The organism is Sphingopyxis sp. NFH-91 (genome assembly GCF_021401285.1).
In the GTDB taxonomy this organism is placed as follows: Bacteria; Pseudomonadota; Alphaproteobacteria; order Sphingomonadales; family Sphingomonadaceae; genus Sphingopyxis; species Sphingopyxis terrae_A.
Map to the genome: position 1 here is coordinate 1 of NZ_JACBGA010000025.1, position 4,980 is coordinate 4,980.

Sequence of the window (4,980 nt, forward strand, 5' to 3'; positions counted from 1 at the left end):
ACGCCTGCTCTTCGACGCTGCGCTTCTTGAGCACGGCTTCCACCTGGTCGGCGATACCCAAATTGCATACGACAATTTGCGTTAGAAGCTCGTCGTCCTGCAGCCCGAATATAGCTTCCATGGTTTGCAGATGGAGCAGCGTTTGCGGGGGCGGGTCCCGGTGGTATATCGCTTGGTAGAGCCCGGCGACGTTCGAGATCTTGCTCATCAGAACAGCCCACCCAGCGCGTCTTCGACATCGCGCTGCCACATACGAAAGCGCGCGCGGGTTCCCCGCGATAGGCCCGCATCGATCTGATCGAGTCCGATGTTGCCGGTGCGGAACATGTCGTAGATGTGCTCGGGCAACGCCGGACAGCAGAAGACATCGCCCCCGGTTTTTTCGACTGCAGCGAGAAGCTCGGCGTCAACGAGCACGAACTTTTGGGGCGGCCCGTGCCAGGCCGGGAGGTTGAGCAGCACGCGGCCTGGCGGGTCACCGGCGAGCATGGCATCGAGCGTCGCGCGTGACGCCTGATCGAGGCCCATAGTCCAGATGATATCGACGTGGATATCGAGCGGGTCTTCTTCATCCTCAATCGCAAAGCGGAGAAACTCGTGGACCCGATCAAGATCCTCAAATCGCCCGCCGGGAACGTTGACGAGGATGTACGCGTCATCGGGCGCGTCATCGATGATCGTGATGAGCTTCTCCTGATCGGATTCGTCACCCAGGTCGATCGGCTCGACGCGATGTCGATTGCCATAGGCATGTTCGATGTCGCGCTGCGACAGGCTCGCTTCGATGAAGATGACGGGAATGCCGCGGTGCATGAGCGAATGTGCAAATGTTGCCAGCGTGCCGGTGCTGCCGACGCCGCCCTTCTCCTTCTCGTAAAGCATGAGGCGCTTGCGCCGGTGCTCCTCAACCTGTTCTTTGGTCGCCATGGGTCACTTCCTTTCTGCGTTGAATAGTTTGGTCGCCTGGCCGCAGGGGTGCGGCTACCCGCGTGAAATTTGCGGTCATGATTTGGGCCTGCCGTGCTTGGCGTGCGCCTCGGCAAGACGTAGCCGGGCGTCGCCCAGCGATCGTGCTCGCCCGGCAAATCTCGCGGCGAGATCCGCTCCGCGACCCGGCGCCGCGGATTCATTCCCCGCCCGTTGCGGGGACGGCGTCGAAGGACTGTATGTCGCCTTGTTGGCGTGTTGTGCGGTTGCAGCGGGCTGTTGCCGCGAGGGGGCGGTGAGCGGCGGACCGGTAGGAGGCAAGGGAGCAGGCGGCGGCTCGGGGAGCTGCTTTAACGCTGTCCGGAACGTGGCTGGATCGGCTGCTGCGGCGTTTGCCTCGCGCGAGTACCCCGCTGAGCGAAGCCGCGTGATGATTTGATTGAAGATTTCAGGTCCATCATCGAGTTCGGCGAGAGCTGATAGCTTTGTCGCGATCGCGCCGACGTCGAGAGCGGTACCGCGAATGGCCGCGAGATTGGTGATCGCAACGAGCCAATGCTCTGGCCCGTTCGTCGAGTTAAGGAGGATCTCCGCAATATCGTCTGGAATATCGACCGCAGTAATCTTGCGGCGACGGAGCGAGGGTGCCCTTTTCTTGTTCTGACCCGACGGTACCGGTTCGGCGATGCATTCAGACCCAATCGCTATTGTGATGGCCCGAACCCGGATAATAGCGATGGCAAGGTAGAAGGCGTGCAGCGCCGGCCCCATTCCGGACGTGTTGAGGATCGCGTCGTGGAGAGATTTCTGAGCGTCCTCGAGTTCGACCACGAGCGCGTCGCGGCGATACCGCGGGTGGCGCAGGTAAGCGTTGTAACGCGCTGCTGTCTTGCGGACAGCCTCACCGATGATTTCTTCCGCTAGCCGGTTAAATTTCGGTCCGAGTAACGCGAGCGCGATAGCGCGACCGCGCAGTTCAGCGCCCATCGTCCGCGATTTCTGGTGCTGATCCACCGCGGCGTCGAAACCGGCGAACGCCGCTTCGCACAATAGATCACCAATGGCATCAAGAGCGTCGTCAAGGTAATCCAAATCGTCCTCCCGCACCGAGAAGACCGGGCCTCGCAAACAATCTCGCGGAGGCCTGACGAATCGGGCGGGCTACCATCTATTGGAATGTCGAGGGTATCTCCACAATAACCGTTACTTTCGCATGTGGAAATATCGCAGACGGGTGGTTTATTTGTCACCGATATCTCGGTGTAAGGCGAAGTCTGTTTCACCTTACATCCGCCATTTTCGTGTATGGTGAAATGAAAATCCCCTTACATTATCGATGGAGTTTCCAGCACAGGAGATTTTGAGATTCCCGAAGATGTAAGCTATATTCGATGCGGGCTTACTTGTTTTGCGCAATAGGCTAACCTCCCATTCTTCGATTGTGGAAGTTAGCAGCAACATGATATCCTTCGGATTAGGAAGGTCGGTTTCGCTCGGGACTTCCCGAGCGGGCGCCTGCCGCGGGCTGGTGGGAGGGGCGCAGCCCGCCCTGGAAGCGTGGACTGGAGATCATGGATCCGATCGGAACTTTTCGCAGGCGCGCAGCAAAGCGGATCATCCGCGACTTGCCGCTCGACCTGGCGGAGACCGAACTCGATGATCCGTTGGGGCTCCTGCGCGGCAAGGTCCGAGCGAGCCTCGATTCCGCGCAGCGCTGGGAGCGCGGGAAGGCGGCTCCTGCCCGGCGCGCCTGGTTCGGCATTCCGAGCGTGCCGGACATATCGCGGCTGACGAGCGTGGCGGGGGAGCGCAGCTTCCACCTGGCGCGCAACGTCACCCGCGAGCGAGCGGCGGCCGCCTTCGATGATTATGCGACCGGTAAGATCGGCGATGCGAATGCGGAGCCGGAAATGGCGGCAGAGGAGCGGCCCGCTGCGACGTTCGACCGCTACACGCAGGATCATGGCCATGACGATCGCCAGGTCCTCGTCACGACGCTCGATCCGGATCCGGTCAAGCGAGCCAGGCAGTGGGACGCGTTCGAAGCGCATGAGTTCGGTCGGCGCAAGAATAAATCCGCCGGACCGCCGCGTCTCAACATCAGATATGAAATCGCGCCTGCGTTTCTGGCGGGCGCTGCGCTTCGCGCCGATTGTCCCGAAGGTCTGCGTCACATTCTCAACGCCGAGCAGAGGCGGGTGGATGGCGGCAAGGCGCTCGGCAAAAAGCGCCAGTCGGTTGGTGTGCCGTGGATCGATCCGGAGGCGCCTGCCGCGCTGAAGTGGCTCGCGGCGCTGCCCGGCTGGCCGGATGCGGATCCGCCGGTGAAGCTCAGCGAAGGTCGCGGCAGCTATGCGGTCATTGCGGGCGAGGCGGAGCTGCCCGCCGATCTCGATGGCGCGGCGCACGAACGCATTCTCGTCGGTGCGAACGCCTGGGTGCAATCGCTCGCCAAATCCGAAAGCGGCGATGCTGACGCAAATCGGGTCGTGCCCGCCCTGTTCGTGCGGCATGAACCCGACGCGCTCAATAACCTGACGAACTGGCACCTGCACTTCCAGGTCGGTAAGCGTGCGGTGTCCATCGATGGCGACGGTGAACTGGCGTTCGACGCCCACGTCGTGCCGCAAATCGCGACCAGCTTCATGAAGCCGTTCCGCTGCGAGATCGCGCGACTCGTCAACGTCGAACTGAAGGCCACTGACGCTGACTATCGGCTCTCGCCAGAAACCTATGCGAAGATGGGGCTCGACGCGCAAACCATGCGTAAGGTCGGCGGCAAGGCCACCGTACTCGAACGCGCGGGAGATACGCCGGATGTGTCGCTCGACAATGCAGCGATCGGCTGGGCGCGCGTGCTTGCGCAGCACGTGGCGAAGCGCGAGGCGGATTTGGCGAATGCTGATACCGCTTTCGAATTTCGCGAAGCGCGCGTGCGCGAAGTCCGCACTTCGGATGAGCGTGACCGGCTGGACCGGCTCGCGCGCGAGCTTCGCGATCGCGAGCATGCCGCGATCCGGCTGCGCGCTGAGGCCGCCGAGATCGAAACGCTGTGCGCTATGGCGCGCAGCCATCCGCGTATCGTTGCGCAATTTGCTCCGGGCTATGCAGACAAGGCGCGGAAGGACGGACACGATACCTACCTGTCGCACGCGTGGACCCGGCGGGGTAACGAGGCCGAAGCCTATCTCGATGAACTCGAACGGGAGTTGGTCGTTGAACAGGCCGCGATGGCCGAGCGCCGCGAGCAGGCGATGCTTCTTGAACGCAGCGCTGCCGATCTTCGCGAGCGCCTCGAGCAAGACCTGGGTCTTGCGGTCCAGAATGCAGAGCCGACCCGCGTGATCGACGCAATTTTGTCCCGTGAGCCCCGCACTCAAACCATCCTCGACCCCAATGCGGTGATGCAGCGCATCGCCGAGACGCCGCTCCTGCTCAGCGACGTCGACGGACACCTCGTGGTCCTCCCGGCCGACGATCCTCAGGATTTGATCCACGGCGTCGATCTGAATGCCGCGCCCTATCGAAAGCGGCTTCCGGCGATCCGCGATGCCCAGCAGAAGGAACTCGCCCAAGTCGGCGCGTTGCTGGCCAAGCGCGGGCCGGCAGGTCTGGATGATGATAATCTCGTCGACAAAAGCGCCTGGCTGCAAAAGGCGGTGAGGCGCTGGCGCGACACTCCCGAGATGGGGCGGCGGATCAAATTGCGCGATCTCCGCATTAAGGCAGCCCGTGAAGTCGCGTCAGGCCGCAAACGGGAGGCCGACCAGGAGTTTGCACTGTCGCCGCCTCGCGCGCTCGATCAGCCCTTACCGACCATTGCATCGCTCGGCGCACGCGGACTCGATATGGTGGGGCTGGGCGAGATCACACCTGGCCGCGAACCACAGCCGGTGCCCGCATGGCTCTCACCGCGCGCAGAACTGCCGCGAGAATATGATATTTCCGCCGACGAAACTGCTCCCGTCGCGCCGAAGCAGGCGACGACTTTGCGCGATGTTCGCCGTGATGACTATCGTCCCATCCATCACAACGGGCGGGAACAGTTTGCTG

3 protein-coding genes and 1 pseudogene are annotated in these 4,980 nt (G+C 62.4%); 1 reads left to right on the forward strand and 3 read right to left on the reverse strand.

Annotation, left to right across the window (positions count from 1 at the left end; all coding sequences use genetic code 11):
• From L0963_RS19420 to L0963_RS19430, 3 genes are all read right to left on the reverse strand, one after another.
• A partial coding sequence (locus tag L0963_RS19420; protein ID WP_234181446.1) for a hypothetical protein occupies positions 1-208 on the reverse strand: 208 nt, incomplete at its 3' end.
• On the reverse strand, positions 208-927 hold the full coding sequence (locus L0963_RS19425; RefSeq protein WP_234181448.1) for a hypothetical protein: 720 nt from the start codon (positions 925-927) through the stop codon (positions 208-210). The genes L0963_RS19420 and L0963_RS19425, both read right to left, overlap by 1 nt.
• 75 nt (positions 928-1,002) lie before the next feature.
• Positions 1,003-2,019 carry a hypothetical protein gene (locus L0963_RS19430; protein ID WP_234181450.1) on the reverse strand — a complete coding sequence of 339 codons (1,017 nt, stop codon included), beginning with the start codon at positions 2,017-2,019 and terminating at the stop codon, positions 1,003-1,005.
• Between the two features lie 1,106 nt (positions 2,020-3,125).
• Between L0963_RS19430 and L0963_RS19435 the strand changes: the two are divergent.
• A pseudogene (locus L0963_RS19435) lies at positions 3,126-4,980 on the forward strand (hypothetical protein); the annotation flags it as partial.

Coding starts and splice junctions, on each gene's coding strand:
- L0963_RS19425 (WP_234181448.1), bottom strand. CDS start 927: ATGGCGACCAAAGAACAGGTTGAGGAGCACCGGCGCAAGCGCCTCATG.